This is a genomic window from Nonomuraea sp. NPDC004186 (genome assembly GCF_053603495.1).
Window position 1 is genome coordinate 35,664 of the sequence record NZ_JBSGFQ010000003.1, and the last position, 16,742, is coordinate 52,405.

Here is a 16,742-nt window from a genome sequence, read left to right on the forward strand (position 1 = left end):
ATAGCGGGGACGGCCGGTTAGCCGGAAAATCGTCGTGTGACGGAGAAGATCGGAGTCGTGGGGGCGGGCATAGTCGGCCTGGCCGTGGCGCGCGAGCTGGCCAAGGCCAGGGGCGCCGAGGTGACCGTGCTGGACAAGGAGCCGCACGTCGGCGCCCACCAGACCGGCCACAACAGCGGCGTCGTCCACGCGGGCATCTACTACCCGCCGGGCTCGCTCAAGGCCCGGCTGTGCCGCGAGGGTGTGGCGCTGCTCAAGGAGTACTGCGCCGCCAACGCGCTGCCGTACGACGAGGTCGGCAAGCTGGTCGTCGCGAGCACCCGTGCCGAGCGGCCGCTGCTGAGCGCGCTGGCCGAGCGGGCGCGCGCCAACGGCGTGCCGGGCATCGCCGAGCTCGACGGGCTGGCGCTGCGCGAGATCGAGCCGCACGCGGTCGGCGTCGGCGCGATCCACTCGCCGCACACCGCGATCTGCGACTTCCCCGCGGTCGCGCGGCGGCTCGCGCTCGACGTGGAGGAGATGGGCGGGTCCGTACGGCTCTCGCATCCGGTCAGGGCGATCAGGGAGCGGTCCGGGGGCGTGGATGTGCTCGCGGCCAAGCGGAAGTTCACCTTCGACCGGCTGGTGGTGTGCGGCGGCCTGGGCACCGACACGGTGGCCGGGATGGCGGGACATCCGGGGGATGTGCGGATCGTCCCGTTCCGAGGGGAGTTCTACGCGCTCCAGGGCGCGGCCAAGGACCTCGTCCGCGGGCTGATCTATCCGGTGCCGGATCCGCGCTACCCGTTCCTGGGGGTGCATCTGACGCGCCAGATCGACGGCGGGGTGCTGGTGGGGCCGAACGCGGTGCTCGCCCTGGCCTACGAAGGCTACACCTGGCGAAATATCCGAAATTTCGGTCCAATTCTTGGCTGGCCGGGGACGCTGCGCATGGCCAGGAGCCACTGGCGCACGGGGATCAAGGAGGTCTACGGGTCCCTCGTCAAAGGCGCGTTCGTCCGGGGCGCCCGCCGCTACGTCCCCGAGCTCACCGCCGCCGACCTCGTACGGGCCCCCGGCGGCGTACGCGCCCAGGCCGTCGCCAGGGACGGCCGCCTGGTCGACGACTTCGTGGTGGACGTGCACGGCAACATCGTCCTGGTGCGCAACGCGCCCTCGCCCGCCGCCACCTCCAGCCTGGCGATTGCCCGGCACATTGCCGGAATTGTCCCAGCACTCGTCCGATGAGGGCATCCTTGGATGTGATGGAATCACGCCTGCTGATCGTCGAGGACGATCCCAACATCCTCGAGCTCCTGGCCGCGAGTCTGAGGTTCGCGGGTTTCGACGTGACCACCGCGAAGAGCGGCCACGACGCCGTCGCCGCCGTGCAACGGCACCGGCCCGACCTCGTCGTGCTCGACGTCATGCTGCCCGACCTGGACGGATTCGAGATCGTCCGGCGGCTGCGCGGCGGCGGGCTGCACACGCCCGTGGTGTTCCTGACCGCCCGTGACGAGACCGAGGACAAGATCCGCGGGCTCACGATCGGCGGCGACGACTATGTGACCAAGCCGTTCAGCCTGGAGGAGGTGGTCGCCAGGATCCACGCGGTCCTGCGCCGTACGAACGGCGACCTCCCGGCCGCCCCGCCGCGGCTGACGTTCGCCGACATCGAGCTGGACGAGGAGAGCCACGAGGTGTGGCGCGGGGGCAACGCGGTGGCGCTGTCGCCGACCGAGTTCAAGCTGCTGCGCTACTTCATGACGAACGCCGGCCGCGTCCTGTCCAAGCCGCAGATCCTCGACCACGTGTGGGACTACGACTTCCGGGGCGAGGTGGGCATCGTCGAGTCGTACGTGTCCGTGCTCCGCCGGAAGATCGACAACCGCAGCCCCCGGCTCATCCACACCCTGCGCGGTGTCGGATATGTCCTACGCCTGCCACCGAGTCCCTGATGCGCGGCCTGCCGCTCCGGATCAAGCTCATCGCGTCGATGCTGGCCCTGCTGGGGTTCGGCATGACCTTCATCGGCCTGGTGAGCGTCTCGGTGCTGCACGGCTACCTCATCGACCGGGTGGACAGCCAGCTCGGCCTGCTCAACGCCCGCATGCACAAGAAGGTCGTGAGCGACTGGCGCAAGGACAGGGAGACCTCCGAGCGGCCGATCATCATCGAGTCCGACGCGATCGTCCTGGTCAAGGAGCCGGGCGGCGATTTCCTGCCGATGCTCACCGACCGCGACGTGGACCTGAAGCCCAAGCCGGTGCTGTCGCCCTCGCCGGGCACGGAGGCGTACACGGCGCCGGCGATCAAGGGCGACGGCGAGTGGCGGGTGCTGGAGCGCGTGGTCCAGCGGCAGACGCTCGTGGTCGCGGTGGACCTGGAGGAGGTCGACGCGATCACCAGGCGGCTCGTGCTCATCGAGCTGCTGGGCGGCGGCGGCATACTGCTCCTCCTGACCGTCGCGGGCATCACGATCGTGCGGCGGAGCATGCGCCCACTCGGCCAGATCGAGCGCACGGCCGAGGCCATCGCCGGCGGTGAGCTGGGCCGCCGGGTGCCGGACGCCGACCCGCGTACCGAGGTCGGGAGCCTGGCCAACTCGCTGAACGGGATGCTCGCCCAGATCGAGGCCGCCTTCGCGGCGCGGTCGGCGTCGGAGGCGGCGGCCCGCCGCTCCGAGGACCGCATGCGCCAGTTCGTCGGCGACGCCTCCCACGAGCTGCGCACCCCACTGACCTCCATCCGCGGCTTCGCCGAGTACGCCAGGCAGAACCCCGGCGCCGACCCCGCCGAGCTGATGCAGCGCGTGGAGAAGGCCGCGGGCCGGATGAGCCTGCTGGTGGACGACCTGCTTTTACTGGCCAGGGTGGACCAGCAGCGGCCGCTGAAGATGCGCCCGGTGGACATGCTGGCGCTGGCCGCGGACGCCGTGCAGGACGCCAGGATCCTCGCGCCCGACCGGATCATCAAGCTGGACGTGGTCGGCGGCGCGGCCCTGATCGTCTCGGGCGACGAGGTACGCCTGCGCCAGGTCATCAGCAACCTCGTCACCAACGCGATCATCCACACCGAGCCCGGCTCGCCGATCATCGTGCGCATCGGGGCGGGCTCGGAGACGCTGTTCCTCGAGGTCGTCGACAACGGCCCCGGACTGGCGCCCGAGCAGGTCGAGCACGTCTTCGAACGCTTCTACCGCGCCGACTCCGCAAGATCGCGCCGCCGTTCCGGCGAGGACCGCGGCAGCGGGCTCGGCCTGGCCATCGTGCGGGCGCTCGTCCAGGCCCACGGCGGCACGGTCACGCTGGACAGCTCGCCGGAGGCCGGCTCCACCTTCCGGGTCGAACTCCCACTCGCCTTGGAGTGAGCCTTCAGCTAACCCTCAGGTCGCTGGGTCACTCTAAGTAGGTGACGAAACCCGAGGCGCTGATCATGGTGGTGGACGACGAGCCCAGCATCAGGGACCTCCTGTCCGCCAGCCTGCGCTTCTCCGGGTTCGAGGTGCTGACCGCCGCCGACGGGCAGGAAGCCGTGGAGGTGGCCGACCGGGCCTCGCCCGACCTGGTGGTGCTCGACGTGATGCTGCCGGACCTCGACGGGTTCGAGGTGGCCAAGCGGATCGACGCCCCCGTGCTGTTCCTGACCGCGCGCGGCGACACCGAGGACAAGATCGCGGGCCTGCGGGTGGGCGACGACTACGTGACCAAGCCGTTCAGCCTGGAAGAGGTGCAGGCCAGGATCCGGGCGGTGCTGCGGCGCACGCGCGGGGAGGGCGCGCCGGCGAGCAAGCTCAAGGTGGCCGACCTGGAGCTGGACGAGGACGCCCGCGAGGTGTGGCGGGCCGGCCGGCAGGTGCGGCTGTCGCCGACGGAGTTCAAGCTGCTGCACTACTTCATGGTCAACGCGGGGCGGGTCCTGTCGAAGGCCCAGATCCTCGACCACGTCTGGAACTACGACTTCGGCGGCGACGCCGGCGTCGTCGAGTCGTACGTGTCCTACCTCAGGCGCAAGGTGGACGACGTCGAGCCGCGCCTCATCCACACCCTCCGCAGCGTCGGCTACGTGCTGCGGGAGCCGCCCGGCTAGGCGCGACACCTCACCACCTGCGGTGGACCGCCGGACGCGGCTCACCGTAGCGTGGGTCGTATGGAGCCGCTGGCCGCGCCGGAGACTAGCGTGGGCCGTATGGACCTGCTGGCCGCGTTGGAGGCGCTGCGCCGGCCGCTGGATCGCGAGCTGTTCCCGCTGGCGGTCGGTGAGGCGGCGCGAGACCGGCGTGCGCTGCGCGAGCTGGCCGGGCAGCTCGACGACTACCTGCTGCCCCGGCTGCGCGCGCTCGACGCGCCGCTGCTGGCCGTCGTCGGCGGGTCCACGGGGGCGGGCAAGTCCACGCTGGTCAACTCGCTGGTCGGGGCCGACGTCAGCGAGCCGGGGGTGCTGCGGCCCACCACGCTCGTTCCCACGCTCGTGGTCAGCCCGGCCGACCAGACCTGGTTCATGGGCCAGAACGTGCTGCCCGGCCTGTCCCGCGCCACCGGCACCGGTCCGGGAGCGCTGCGGGTGGTCACCTCCGACGCGCTGGGCGCCGGCCTCGCGCTGCTCGACGCGCCCGACATCGACTCCGTGGTGGTCGCGAACCGGGAGCTCGCCGCCCAGCTGCTGGCCGCCGCCGACCTGTGGCTGTTCGTCACGACGGCCGCCCGTTACGCGGACGAGGTGCCGTGGAGCTTCCTGCGCTCCGCCCGCGAACGCAGCACCGCCCTGGCCCTCGTACTCGACCGGGTGCCCCCGGACGCGGTCGAGCCCGTCTCTCGCGACCTGACCCGCCTCCTGGCCGAGAACGGCCTCGACGGCACGCTGCTGTTCACCGTTCCCGAGGCGGCGCTGCCCTCGGAGAAGGCCAGGCTGCCGGAGGAGACCGTGCGGCCCATCACCTCCTGGCTCACGGGGCTGGCCACCGACGCGGCGGAGCGATCCCGCGTCGTACGCCAGACGCTGTCCGGGGCGCTCGACAGCCTGGCCACCCGGGTGCCCGCGCTGGCCGTGGCCGTCGAACGCCAGCAGGCCGCCTTCGACACCCTGCGCTCCGTCGTGGCGGGCGCCTACGCGGGCGGCATCGCCGACTTCGACGCGGGCATGCGTGACGGGTCGCTGCTGCGGGGCGAGGTGCTGGCCCGCTGGCAGGACTTCATCGGCACCGGCGACCTCATGCGCTCCCTGGAGAGCCGGGTCGGGTGGTTGCGCGACAGGATCGTCGGCTTCTTCACCGGGCAGATGCCGGAGGGCCAGCTCAGGGACGCCCTGGAGAGCGGGGTGGGGGCGCTCATCAGGGGCGCCGCCGACGGGTCCGCCGAACGCGCCCTGGAAGGCTGGTCGGCCGCGCCCGGCGGGTCCGGCCTGCTGGAGCGGCTCGGGCCGATGGAGTCCGCCCGCCTCGGCCGCGCCGCCCCCGACGTGGGCAAGCGCGCGGAGGCGACGGTCCGGGGGTGGCAGGAGTTCGTCCTGGACCTCGTACGCGAGGAAGGGCGCGAACGGCGGACGGCCGCCCGCGTGGCCTCGTTCGGGGTGAACGGGGCGGGGCTGCTGCTCATGCTGGGCGTGTTCGCCTCCACAGGAGGGCTGACCGGGATCGAGGTGGGGATCGCGGGCGGCACGAGCCTGCTGTCGCAGAAGCTGCTGGAGGCCGTCTTCGGCGACCAGGCCGTGCGGACGCTGACCGTGCGGGCGCGGGACGACCTGCGGGATCGGGTGCGGCTGCTGCTGGAGGAGGAGTCGTACCGGTTCACGGCCCAGCTGGAGGCGATGGAGCCGCCCCGGGGGACGGCGAACGCGCTGCGCGGCGCGGCCGAGCGCATCCATGCCCACCGCGCGGAGCTCCCGGCGACGGCGGCGGGCGGACAGGACGCGACCGCAGGTGGAGAAGGCGCGACCGTGGGCGGACAGGACGCGACCGCAGGTGGAGAAAGCGCGACCGGGGACGGACAGGACGCGGGGGACACGCCGTGAAGCTGCTGCGCCGCAAGGAGGGCCCGTCCCTCGACTCCCGCCTGGCCGCCCTGCTGGAGGCCGCCGAGCTGGCCGAGGGGCGGCTGCCGGAGGAGGCGGTGTCCGGCGCGCGGACGGTCGCCGAACGGGCCGGCGTGCGCCGTACCCTCTCGATCGACCACACCGTGGCCGCGCTGGCGGGCGCGACGGGCAGCGGCAAGTCGTCGCTCTACAACGCACTCGCCGGCACGGACCTGGCGGCGGTGGGCGTCGTACGGCCCACCACCTCGGCCGCCCAGGCGGCGCTGTGGGACGGGGAGGGCTCGGGCCCGCTGCTGGACTGGCTGGACATCCCCCAGCGCCACCCCGCCGCCTCCGTCTCCGACCTGTCCGGACTCGTCCTCCTCGACCTGCCCGACCACGACTCCATCCAGGTGTCCCACCGCCTGGAGGTGGACCGGCTGGTGGAGCTGGTGGACCTCCTGGTCTGGGTGGTGGATCCGCAGAAGTACGCCGACGCCGCCCTCCACGACCGCTACCTGCGCCGGCTGGCCGCCCACCAAGGCGTCATGCTGGTGGTGCTCAACCAGGTCGACCGCCTGCCGGACAGCGCCGTGGACCGCTGTCTCCGAGACCTGCGCCGCCTCCTGGACGAGGACGGCCTGGCAGGCGTGCCGGTCCTGGCCGTCTCCGCCCGCACCGGCGCCGGCCTCGCGGAGCTCCGCGCGCTCCTGAACGACCGCGTCGCGGAACGCAAGTCCTGGTCCACCCGCCTGGCGGCCGACATCGCCACCGCCGCCGCCCGCCTCGGCGCGCCGGAGGAGGCCCCGGCGGGTCAGGCGATGGACCGGGCGCTCACGGCCGCGCTCTGCGAGGCGGCCGGGGTGCCGCTGGTCGTGGAGGCGGTGGCCAAGGGGCACCGGCACCGCGCCGTCGTCGCCACCGGCTGGCCCGTCACCCGCTGGATCCGCAAGCTCAGGCCCGACCCGCTCCGCAGGCTCCGCATCGGCACCATGGCCCCAGTGGGCGGGCCGGTGGGCGGGCCGGTGGGCGAGCTGCCCGCGGGCGGGTCTTCGGGGAAGTCGGCCGGGTCTTCGGGGCAGGGGCCTGGGGCCGAGGTCGTCGGCCGTACGTCCGTCCCGGCGGCCTCGGCCGTACAGAGGGCCAGGGTCGAGACGGCGATCAGGGACGTCGGCGAGGCGGCTGCGGCGGACCTGCCCGGCCCGTGGGCGGCGGCGGTGCGGCAGGCGGCGCGGTCCCGCTCCCAGGAGTTGACCGACGCGGTGGACCGGGTGGTGGCCACGACGTCCGCCGGCGCGACGCGGCGGCCCAGGTGGTGGCGGGCCGTGAACGTCCTGCAGTGGGTGGTGTTCGCGGCCATGGCGGCCGGTGCCCTGTGGCTGGGCGGGCTGTTCGGGATGGACTATCTGCGCCTGCCCCAGCCGCCGCTCCCGACCGTGGGCGTGGTGCCGTGGCCGACGGTGCTGCTGGTGGGCGGGGCGCTGGCGGGTGTGCTGATCGCGCTGCTGTCCCGGCTGGCCGCCTGGGCGGGTGGCAGGCGACGGGCCCGGCGTACGGCCAGAGCCCTGCGCACGGCCGTGGGCCGGGTCGGCGACGATCTCGTGCTGGCCCCCGTGCGGGGGGAGCTCGACCGGTACGCCCGCTTCACCGAGGCACTCACCCGAGCCCGCGCCTGACCCACCCGGCTCACCCGGAACGCGCGATGCCGTCGCGCCGGGAGCAGTACGGCTCACCCCGTGCGGTCGTGCCGGGAGCAGTACGGCTCACCCCGTGCGGTCGTGCCGGGAGCAGCGCAGCTCAGCGCGTGCCGTCGCGCCGGAGGAGGACGGTCGCCAGGGTCGCGCCCGCCAGCGCGAGGCCGGAGGCCGCCAGGAAGGGCGCCGAGGCCCCTAATCGTTCCCCGGTCACCCCGGCCACCCCCGACCCCAGCGCACCCCCCACGCCGATGGCCGTGGAGACCCACCCGAACGCCTCCGCCTGCGCCCCCGGCGCGAACTCGTCCACCAGCAGCGACGACGTCGTCAGCGCCGGATTGAGCGCCAGCCCCCCGCAGAACAGCACCATCCAGAACACCGGCCACGACTCCACCAGCGCCAGCGGCGCCAGCACCGCCCCGAGCGCCAGCATCAGCGCCACCAGCCGCACCCCGACCCGGGACCGCCAGGATCGGGCGCCGTAGGCGGCGGCCCCCGCGATGCCGCCCACGGACAGCGCCGCCACCAGCACCCCGGTGGCCGCGGGCGCGTGGCGGGCGGTGGCCAGCGCGGGCACGCCCACCTGCAGCGCCCCCAGCGTCCCGCCGAGCAGCAGCACCACGGCCAGCAGCACCGCCATCCGCCGGTCCGCGAACACCCGCCCGCGCTCCCGCTCGGGCCCGCGAGCCCCCGACCGCAGCGCCCGGGCGAAGACCAGCGTCGCGGCCCCCGCGGCGACGGCCACCAGAGCCAGCCCCAGCGAGGTCGTGGTCAGGGCGATCACCACCCCGAACGCCAGCGGCCCCACCAGCATGGCCAGCTCCTGCACCAGGTAGACCAGGCTGTAGGCGGCGGTACGCCCCTCGTCCGGCACGCGGCGCCCCCATTCGAGCCGCATGCTCACGGAGACCGGCGGCAGCCCTGCCCCGGCCACCCAGGCCAGCGCCACCACGACCCACCAGAGCCGGTCCCCGGCGGCCACGACCAGCGCGACGAGCGCGGCCACGTGCACCAGTGCGGTGACGGCCAGCACCGGCCTGGACCCGCGCCGGTCCATGAGCCGCCCCTGGACCGGCCGCCCCATGCCCACCCCCATGGCGAACGCCGCCGCGGTCACCCCCGCCAGCGTCAGCGAGCCGCTCGCGCCCTGCACCACCAGCACGGTCCCGATGGGCGCCACCTGCTGCGTGAGCTGCGCCAGGAACCCCAGCACGGCCTGCGCGGGCACGCCGGGCAGGCCGAGCAGGGTTCGATGACGCGGGCCTCCCATGCGCCGCACGCTATCCCGAAGATCAGGACGCCGCGCAGCCCTCTGCCTTGTTTCGGGCTCGGGTGGCCCCATGCGGTGGTCCTTCCAATTGGCGAACACACCTGAGGAGATGTCCTGATAAATCGGGGTTGTTTCACCCCGCGTCGAGAGAGCGGCCGATCGTGCGCAGCGCCGACAGGAGCGGGCGCAGGAGGGGATGGGCATCGGAGCCGCGGCGTACGGCGGCGAAGACGCGGCGCTCGGGCCCCGGGGTCCGGCGGACCGCCACCCCCGTCAGCGCCATGTCGCGCAGGGCCAGCCGCGGCACCAGGGCCACCCCCGCCCCGGCCCCGACCAGGGCGACGACGGCCCGGAAGTCGTCGGAGCAGTGGGCGAGGTTGGGTGTGAAACCCGCCTGCTGGCAGGCGAACGTGATCACGTCGTGCACCGGATTGCCCGGGTAGGGGCCGATCCAGGTCTCGGAGGCGAGCGAGGTCAGGGTCGCCTCCGAGGCCAAGGGGTGGTCGTGGGGGAGCACCAGGTCGAACGGCTCGGCGTAGAGGGGCAGCCGGGACAGGCGCCGGTCGGCCGCGTCGGGGGCGCCCCGGTACTCGACCGTGATGGCCAGGTCGGCCTCGCCGTCCAGCAGCATGGCCAGGCTGTGGTCGCCCTCGGCGTCCAGCACGCGTACGTGCAGCCCGGGGGAGGTGGCGCGCAGGGCGGCGATGGCGGGGGAGAGCACGGCGCCGATCGCGGTGGCGAAGCAGGCCACGGTGACCTCGCCGGCCTCGCCCGTGGCGTACGCGGCCACCTCGGCCTTGGCACGTTCGAGCTGGGAGAGCACCTCGTTGGCGTGGCCCAGCATGATCTTGCCGACGGCGGTGAGGTGGACGCCGCGGCCGTCACGGGTGAACAGCCGGTGGCCCACCTCGTGCTCCAGCGCGACGAGCTGCTGGGACACCGCGGAGGGGGTGAGGTGCAGCGCGGCCGCCGCGGCGGTCACCGTGCCGTGGTCGGCCACCGCCCGCAGCGTGCGCAACCGCCGCGTGTCTATCACCCGTGCTCCTTGGCCTCACTCCGTGAGGCGCGCCCGATCGCTGGGATCCGTCGCAGCGAGAATACTCACCCGCCGGTCATGACCACGCACGACCGGGTCAGGACGACCGGGCGCGGGCGGCCGGCCAGGGCGGCGGGCCGGGACGGCAGGGGCGGGATGGCCGGGGCTCTGCGGCGCTCAGGGCCCCGGCGGTCGGCCGCCCTTCCGGGCGGGGTGTCAGCCGCGGGCCTGGATGAACGCCTGGACCGCGCGGTCGACGTCCTCCGCGGAGTGGGCGGCGGAGAGCTGGACGCGGATCCTGGCCTGGCCGTGCGGCACGACCGGGTACGAGAAGCCGATGACGTAGATGCCGAGGTCGAGCAGGCGTTCGGCCATCGCCGCGGCCTCGGAGGCATCGCCGATCATCACGGGCACGATCGGGTGGTCGCCGGGCAGGATGTCGAACCCGGCCTCGGCCATCTCCCCCCGGAAGCGCGCCGTGTTGGAGCGGAGCTGCTCGCGGGCCTCGTTCGAGGTCTCCAGCAGGTCGAGGATGCGCAGCGACGCCGAGGCGATGACGGGGGCGAGCGAGTTGGAGAACAGGTACGGGCGCGAGCGCTGGCGCAGCAGCTCGCAGATCTCCTTGCGGGCCGAGACGTAGCCGCCGCTGGCGCCGCCGAGCGCCTTGCCCAGGGTGCCGGTGATGATGTCGATCCGGTCGGTGACGCCGTGCAGCTCCGGCGTGCCGCGGCCGGTCGGCCCGACGAAGCCGACGGCGTGGGAGTCGTCGACCATCACCATGGCGTCGTACCGCTCGGCCAGGTCGCAGATCTCACGCAACGGCGCGAGATATCCGTCCATGGAGAACACGCCGTCGGTCACGATCAGCCGCCGCCGCGCCTCCGACGCCTCCTTGAGCCGGGCCTCCAGCTCGGCCATGTCGCGGTTGGCGTAGCGGAAGCGCTGGGCCTTGGAGAGCCTGATGCCGTCGATGATGCTGGCGTGGTTGAGCGCGTCGGAGATCACCGCGTCCTGGGCGTCGAGCAGGGTCTCGAACACGCCGCCGTTCGCGTCGAAGCACGAGCTGTAGAGGACGGTGTCCTCCATGCCGAGGAAGTCCGACAGGCGTGCTTCGAGCTCCTTGTGCACCTCCTGGGTGCCGCAGATGAACCGTACGGACGCCATGCCGAACCCCCACCGGTCCAGCGCCTCCTTGGCCGCCTCGATCACGGTGGGGTTGTCGGCCAGGCCGAGGTAGTTGTTGGCGCAGAAGTTCAGGACCTCGCGCCCGGCGACGCTCACCGACGAGCTCTGCGGGGAGCCGATCACGCGCTCGGGCTTGAGCAGCCCGGCCTCGGTGATCTCGTCGAGCGTCGTACGCAGCTGCTCGCGCACGTTCGTGAACATCAAGCGCTCCAATCCAGGATGACCTTGCCCGTCCGGCCGCTGGCAGCAGTGTCGAAGGCGGCGTCGAAGTCTTGGTACGGGAACCGGTCGGTGATGACGGGGGTGAGGTCGAGGCCCTTCTCCAGCAGGACCGACATGTTGTACCAGGTCTCGAACATCTCCCGCCCGTACACCCCCTTGATCGTGATCATGGAGGTCACGACGGTCGCCCAGTCGACGGCGAACTCCTCGGCGGGCAGCCCGAGCATGGCGATCTTCCCCCCGTGGGTCATGTTCGCGATCATGTCGCGCATGGCCTGCGGGTTGCCGGACATCTCCAGCCCCACGTCGAAGCCCTCGCGCATGTGGAGCTGGCGCATGCCCTCGGTGATCGAGGTCCTGGAGACGTTGAGGGCGAGGGAGACGCCGAGCTTGCCGGCCAGGGCGAGCCGCTCGTCGCTGACGTCGGTGATCATCACGTTGCGCGCGCCGACGTGCGTGGCCACGGCCGCGGCCATCAGCCCGATGGGGCCCGCCCCGGTGATCAGCACGTCCTCGCCGACCAGGGGGAAGGACAGCGCGGTGTGTACGGCGTTCCCGAACGGGTCGAAGATGGCCGCCACGTCGGGGTGGACGGGGGCCCGGTGCACCCAGACGTTGGAGGCGGGCAGCGTGACGTATTCGGCGAAGGCGCCGTCCCTGTTGACGCCGAGGCCCACCGTGTTGCGGCACAGGTGCCTGCGGCCCGCCATGCAGTTGCGGCACTTGCCGCACACGAGGTGGCCCTCGCCGCTGACGAGGTCGCCGACGGCGACATCCTCGACGCCCGGCGCCACCTCGACCACGTGGCCGGAGAACTCGTGCCCGACGATCAGCGGGAGCTTCAGGGTATGCCGCGCCCAGTCATCAAATTTCCGGATATGCAGGTCGGTGCCGCAGATGCCGGTCCGCAGGACCCGGATCTTCACCTCGCCGGGACCCACCTCGGGCTCGGGCACGTCCACAAGCCAGAGGCCGGCCTCGGCCTTCTCTTTGACCAGCGCTTTCATGGCTCCATTCCCCCCAGTCCGAACCTAACGCACTGTGCCCTCTCCCCTCCCGGGATGTCCATCGAGGCTTTCTTAAGTGCCCCCACAGCTCCGCTTCACGCCCCAGCAAAGGCGTGGCGCGCGGACTCGCCGACCCTACGTATTGCTCAGAGCTGCATGATTCAAGCTGTTTATCTGCACAAATGAGTACTAGCCTGGCGTCTGCTGCGGCTGATTCGGGAAGGGACATCAGTGGAAGACCTGCGTATCGGAGTCATCGGCCTCGGGCTGCGGACGAGCCTCTCCCTGCACGCGCACCGGCCGGGCAAGGGTGCGGTCGTGACCGCGCTGTGCGACTCCGACCCGGCGGTGCTCAAGAGCCAGGCGGGGCGGTTCGAGGCGGAGTTCCTGACCGGGGACTACCGCGAGCTGCTCGACCGGCCCGACCTCGACGCGATCATCGTCAACACCCCCGACGACACCCACGAGCGCATCGCCATCGACTGCCTCCAGGCCGGCAAGGCCGTCTACCTGGAGAAGCCGATGGCGATCACCGTCGAGGGCTGCGACAACGTCCTGCGCGCCGCCCGCGACACCGGCACCCGCCTGTACGTGGGCCACAACATGCGGCACATGGGCGTGGTCCGGCTCATGCGCGACATCATCCGCAAGGGCGACATCGGCGAGCCGAAGACCGTCTGGGTGCGCCACTTCGTCTCCTACGGCGGCGACTACTACTTCAAGGACTGGCACGCCGACCGCACCCGCACCACGGGCCTGCTGCTGCAGAAGGCGGCCCACGACCTGGACGTCATCCACTGGCTCGCCGGCGGCTACACGACCAGGGTGAACGCGTTCGGCGACCTCATGGTCTACGGCGACCTGCCGCGCCGCGAGCCCGGCACGCCGCGGCCCGACGGGTGGCTGGAGGAGTACGAGTGGCCGCCGACCTCGCGCACCGGCCTGCACCACGTCGTGGACGTCGAGGACGTGTCGGTGATGAACATGCGGCTCGACAACGGCGTCATCGCCGCCTACCAGCAGTGCCACTTCACGCCCGACTACGTGCGCAACTACACGGTCATCGGCACGGAGGGCCGCCTGGAGAACTTCGGCGACGAGCCCGGGGACACGGTCAAGGTCTGGAACCGGGGCCCCACGGCCTACCGGGACGACTGCGACATCGCGTACAAGGTGCCTCCGGCGGAGGGCTCGCACGGGGGAGCGGACGCGCAGATCGTGGCGGAGTTCTGCCGGTTCGTCCGGGACGGCGGCGCGACGGACACCTCGCCGGTGGCGGCCAGGATGAGCGTGGCGGCGGGCTACATGGCCACGATGTCGCTGCGCAACGGGGGAATGCCGTACGACGTGCCGCCCCTTGACGCGGAGCTGGCCGCGTACTTCGACAACGGCCAGAGCTGATCCCGCGGGAACCCGGCGCGTCGCGCGGACAGTAGACAGATGTGGATATGTCGATGCGTGCCCGCATACGCGACGGGGACCAGGCGGCGTTCGGCGAGCTCTTCGACGACTGCGCGAAATCCGTCTACAACCACGCCTTCCGCCTGACCGCCAACTGGTCCACGGCCGAGGACGTGATGGCGCTGACGTTCCTCGAAGCCTGGCGGTTACGGGGCCGGATCGACCCCGAGGGCGGCTCGCTGCGCCCCTGGCTGCTCGGCATCGCCACCAACGTGGCCCGCAACGTGCGCCGGGCCGCCCGCAGGCACGACGACGCGCTGGCCAGGCTGCCCAGGGGCGAGCAGGTGCCCGACTTCGCCGACGAGGTCGTGGGCCGCATCGACGACGCCGGGCGGCTGGCGGCGGTGCGGCAGGCGTACGGGCGGCTGCGCCGCCAGGAGCAGGACGTGTTCGCGCTGTGCGTCTGGGCCGGGCTCGACTATGCCCAGGCGGCCGAGGCGCTCGGCATCCCCGTCGGCACCGTGCGCTCCCGGCTGTCGCGGGCCAGGAAGAAACTCGCGACCGCCGGGGAACCGCCGCCGGCGACCCGACAGGTAGTAGGTGAACCCGGCCCCGACAAGGAGGAGATCCGATGAACTGGCCGACCGAACGCGATCTTCCCGAGGGCCGTCACCGACTGCTCAAGGAGTTCGTGATGACCGAGATCGACCACAGGCCCGCCCGCAGGCGACTCCCGCGCCCGGCCCTCCTGGCCCCCGTCGCGGGGCTGGCGGCCGCCGCCGCGGTGGCGGTCCCGCTGCTGCTCGGCGGCGGCCCGGCGTACGCCGTGACCAAGGGGCCCGACGGCTTCATCCGCATCACCATCAACGAGGCCAAGGACCCGAAGAGGCTCCAGGAGGACCTGCGGGTCATGGGGGCGAACGTGGTGGTGGACTACATCCCCCAGGGCAAGAAGTGCAGCCCGCAGCCGCGCAGCAGCCACTTCCTCAGCAAGGAGGAGGCGCCGCTGTCGGTGTTCCCGGCCCCGAAGGGCTGGGAACCGACCGAGGACATGGAGCCGGGTTTCGTCATCGACCCGAAGGTCATCGGGCCCGGACAGACGGGGGTGCTGGAGTTCAGCGTCGGGGAGGTCGGGGGCGGCGTCGTGGCGGGCATCTGGGCCGCCGTCGGTGAGGGCCCCATCGCGGACTGCGAGCTGGTGGACACCACGGACGCCCCCCTCTCGCACTGACCCGTCCCCGGGTCAGCGGGCCTTGACCGAGGCGTCCTCCGGGGGGAGCTCCCGGGGGGAGGCGCGGAGCCAGCGGGAGCCGTACGGGTCCAGCGGGAGCCGTACGGAGCCCTCGGCCGAGACCTCCAGCGTGCCGTCCACCAGGAGGTCCGTGAGCTGGTGGCCCCCGAGCCCCTCCAGGGTCAGCTCCACGTCCCTGACCGTGTCGCAGAGGTTGTGCGCGACCACCACCGTGGCCCCGTCGGCGTCGCAGCGGTGCGCGAGGACCGCCCGGTCGCCGGTCTCCAGCACCGTGTAGTCGCCCCACGCCAGTTCGGGGCACTCCCGGTAGCGCTCGATGAGCAGCTGGAACCAGCGCAGCAGCGAGTCCACGTCCCGCTTCTGGTCGGCCACGTTGACGCGGTCGGGGGCGAAGGAGCCGTCCGGGATCTCGCGTACCGGGTCGACCTGGGTGAAGCCGCCGTCCGCGGACCACTGCATCGGGACGCGGACCGCCATGCGGCCCTCCGCGTCGAGGTTCTCGCCCATGCCGATCTCCTCGCCGTAGAAGATCACCGGCGTGCCCGGCAGCGAGAACAGCAGGCTGTAGGCCATCTTCATGCGCCGCAGGTCCCCGCCGAGCATCGTCGGCAGCCGGCGGCGCAGGCCGCGGCCGAAGATCTGCATGTCCTCGCGCGGGCCGAACGCCTCGAAGACCTCCTGCCGCTCCTCGTCCGTGAGCTTGTCTAAAGTGAGCTCGTCGTGGTTGCGCAGGAACACGGCCCACTGGCAGTCCTTCGGCGGCTCGGGGCGCTCGCGCAGGGCGTCGGCGAGGGGTGTGGCGTCGTGGCGCGCCAGCGACAGCCAGGCGTTCTGCATGCCGATGAAGTCGAAGCACATGGTGAGCTGGTCGCCCAGACCCTCTCCGAAGAACCGGGTCAGGTCCTTGTACGGGACGTTGACCTCGCCCAGCAGGATCGACCCGCCCTTGCGCCGCGTCATGAACGCCCGCAGGTCCGCCAGGAACTCGTGCGGGTTCGCCAGCTTCGGATCGACGTTCTCGATGAGGAACGGCACCGCGTCGACCCTGAACCCGGACAGCCCGAGCTCCATCCAGAAGCCGAGGATGCGCGCGATCTCGTCCCTGACCTCGGGGTTGCCGACGTTCAGATCCGGCTGGTGCCGGTAGAAGCTGTGCAGGTAGTACTGTCCGGACCCCTCGTCGTACTGCCAGACGCTGTTCTCCTTGTCGGGGAAGACGATCTGCGAGGGGTCGTCGGGCTCCGGGGAGTCGGACCAGACGTACCAGTCGCGCATGGGGGAGTCCCGGCTCGACCGGGCCTCCACGAACCAGGGGTGCCGGTCGGAGGTGTGGTTGACGACGAGGTCCGCGATCACCCGCAGCCCCCTGTCGTTGGCGGTCCGCATGAACTCCACGAAGTCGCCCAGCGTGCCCAGCCGCGGATCGATGCGGTAGAAGTCGGTGATGTCGTATCCGTCGTCCCGGTTGGGGGTGGGGAAGAACGGCATGAGCCAGAGACACGTCACGCCGAGCCCCGCGAGGTAGTCGACCTGCTGCGTCAGCCCGCGGAAGTCGCCCACGCCGTCGTCGTTCCCGTCCTTGAACGTCTCCACGTCGAGGCAGTAGATGACGGCGTTCTTCCACCAGACGTCGGAGGTGTACGTCAGTCGCATGGGTGGCCGCTACCCGCCACGCGCGCGCTCAGAC

The 16,742-nt window shown here is 72.2% G+C and carries 14 protein-coding genes; 9 read left to right on the forward strand and 5 right to left on the reverse strand.

Features of this window, described 5'->3' with window-relative positions; genetic code table 11:
* Positions 1–36: 36 nt before the first annotated feature.
* From lhgO to ACWEPL_RS03235, 6 genes are all read left to right on the forward strand, one after another.
* Entirely contained in the window at positions 37–1,227 is a 1,191-nt protein-coding gene (lhgO, locus tag ACWEPL_RS03210) for an L-2-hydroxyglutarate oxidase (RefSeq protein ID WP_452434958.1), read from the forward strand.
* Positions 1,228–1,244: 17 nt separating this feature from the next.
* Positions 1,245–1,937, forward strand: a complete 693-nt coding sequence (locus ACWEPL_RS03215) for a response regulator transcription factor (protein ID WP_225963761.1) — start codon at positions 1,245–1,247, stop codon at positions 1,935–1,937.
* The gene (locus tag ACWEPL_RS03220) at positions 1,937–3,349 is read left to right on the forward strand and encodes a sensor histidine kinase (RefSeq protein ID WP_363970197.1); all 1,413 of its coding nucleotides are present in this window, start codon (positions 1,937–1,939) and stop codon (positions 3,347–3,349) included. The genes ACWEPL_RS03215 and ACWEPL_RS03220 overlap by 1 nt, the downstream gene beginning before the upstream one ends.
* Before the next feature lie 65 nt (positions 3,350–3,414).
* Positions 3,415–4,068 carry a response regulator transcription factor gene (locus tag ACWEPL_RS03225; RefSeq protein WP_350738546.1) on the forward strand — a complete coding sequence of 218 codons (654 nt, stop codon included), beginning with the start codon at positions 3,415–3,417 and terminating at the stop codon, positions 4,066–4,068.
* Between the two features lie 99 nt (positions 4,069–4,167).
* Positions 4,168–5,988: an ABC transporter gene (locus tag ACWEPL_RS03230; protein WP_452434960.1), complete on the forward strand. Its 1,821-nt coding sequence runs from the start codon at positions 4,168–4,170 to the stop codon at positions 5,986–5,988.
* The gene (locus tag ACWEPL_RS03235) at positions 5,985–7,664 is read left to right on the forward strand and encodes a YfjP family GTPase (RefSeq protein WP_452434962.1); all 1,680 of its coding nucleotides are present in this window, start codon (positions 5,985–5,987) and stop codon (positions 7,662–7,664) included. Before ACWEPL_RS03230 ends, ACWEPL_RS03235 begins: the two co-directional genes overlap by 4 nt.
* 121 nt (positions 7,665–7,785) lie before the next feature.
* Here the strand turns inward: ACWEPL_RS03235 and ACWEPL_RS03240 are convergent, their stop codons facing one another.
* The 4 genes from ACWEPL_RS03240 to tdh form a co-directional block, all read right to left on the reverse strand.
* Positions 7,786–8,952 carry an MFS transporter gene (locus ACWEPL_RS03240; protein ID WP_452434963.1) on the reverse strand — a complete coding sequence of 389 codons (1,167 nt, stop codon included), beginning with the start codon at positions 8,950–8,952 and terminating at the stop codon, positions 7,786–7,788.
* A gap of 133 nt (positions 8,953–9,085) precedes the next feature.
* Positions 9,086–9,988: a LysR family transcriptional regulator gene (locus tag ACWEPL_RS03245; RefSeq protein ID WP_355209565.1), complete on the reverse strand. Its 903-nt coding sequence runs from the start codon at positions 9,986–9,988 to the stop codon at positions 9,086–9,088.
* A gap of 216 nt (positions 9,989–10,204) precedes the next feature.
* Positions 10,205–11,374, reverse strand: coding sequence for a glycine C-acetyltransferase (locus ACWEPL_RS03250; RefSeq protein ID WP_350738437.1), 1,170 nt, complete (start codon positions 11,372–11,374; stop codon positions 10,205–10,207).
* Positions 11,374–12,402 (reverse strand): L-threonine 3-dehydrogenase, encoded by a 1,029-nt coding sequence (gene tdh / locus ACWEPL_RS03255; RefSeq protein WP_363970205.1) that lies wholly within the window; start codon positions 12,400–12,402, stop codon positions 11,374–11,376. Before tdh ends, ACWEPL_RS03250 begins: the two co-directional genes overlap by 1 nt.
* 231 nt (positions 12,403–12,633) lie before the next feature.
* Between tdh and ACWEPL_RS03260 the strand changes: the two genes are divergently transcribed.
* From ACWEPL_RS03260 to ACWEPL_RS03270, 3 genes are read left to right on the forward strand one after another with little or no spacing between them, the layout of a single operon-like run.
* Positions 12,634–13,803 carry a Gfo/Idh/MocA family protein gene (locus ACWEPL_RS03260; protein WP_350738432.1) on the forward strand — a complete coding sequence of 390 codons (1,170 nt, stop codon included), beginning with the start codon at positions 12,634–12,636 and terminating at the stop codon, positions 13,801–13,803.
* A 53-nt stretch (positions 13,804–13,856) separates the two neighbouring features.
* Positions 13,857–14,438: an RNA polymerase sigma factor gene (locus ACWEPL_RS03265; protein ID WP_452434964.1), complete on the forward strand. Its 582-nt coding sequence runs from the start codon at positions 13,857–13,859 to the stop codon at positions 14,436–14,438.
* Positions 14,435–15,034, forward strand: coding sequence for a hypothetical protein (locus ACWEPL_RS03270; RefSeq protein WP_452434966.1), 600 nt, complete (start codon positions 14,435–14,437; stop codon positions 15,032–15,034). Before ACWEPL_RS03265 ends, ACWEPL_RS03270 begins: the two co-directional genes overlap by 4 nt.
* Before the next feature lie 12 nt (positions 15,035–15,046).
* Here the strand turns inward: ACWEPL_RS03270 and ACWEPL_RS03275 are convergent, their stop codons facing one another.
* A complete protein-coding gene (locus ACWEPL_RS03275) occupies positions 15,047–16,708 on the reverse strand; it encodes an alpha-amylase family protein (RefSeq protein ID WP_363970214.1) in 1,662 nt (553 codons plus the stop codon).
* Between the last annotated feature and the right edge of the window lie 34 nt (positions 16,709–16,742).